The following is a 394-nucleotide window of genomic DNA, read 5'->3' as shown; positions in this document are numbered from 1 at the left end:
AAACAGCAAAGATTTCATCAACTATAAGGCTTCTCTCCTTATGGAGGAGGCGAAGAATGACCCGGTGAAGAAGGCCGGGTTAATTCGGGATATGGTGAGCAGTATTTCGAAGATCCCCGATAATATTCAGCAGGAGGTATATGTGCAGGAGACATCCCGCATTATGGATATCTCTGAAGAGGTGCTTTTCTCCACCCTTGCACAAATGAGCGGCAGACAGACCGGGAAAACGGCTCCAAAGAAGACACAGCAGTTTGAGGTGGTGCGGGATGATCCTGCAACTCCCCAGGTGAAGGTGGATGAGCTGTACATCCTGGAGCGAACCATAATTAGTCTGTTGCTTCACTATGGAATGGTGGAGGAAGATTTTGAAGACCTGGTGGTTAAAGTCGAT

Annotated in this window: 1 pseudogene; it reads left to right on the top strand. The window is 48.0% G+C overall.

Going from position 1 to position 394, the window contains the following annotated elements:
• Window positions 1-394: pseudogene (locus HC175_RS19935) on the top strand (DNA primase); the annotation flags it as partial.

The sequence above is a fragment of the Salinimicrobium oceani genome, assembly GCF_012037645.1.
Note: the sequence above shows the minus strand (reverse complement) of the source record. Positions and strands in the feature narration are given on the sequence as shown.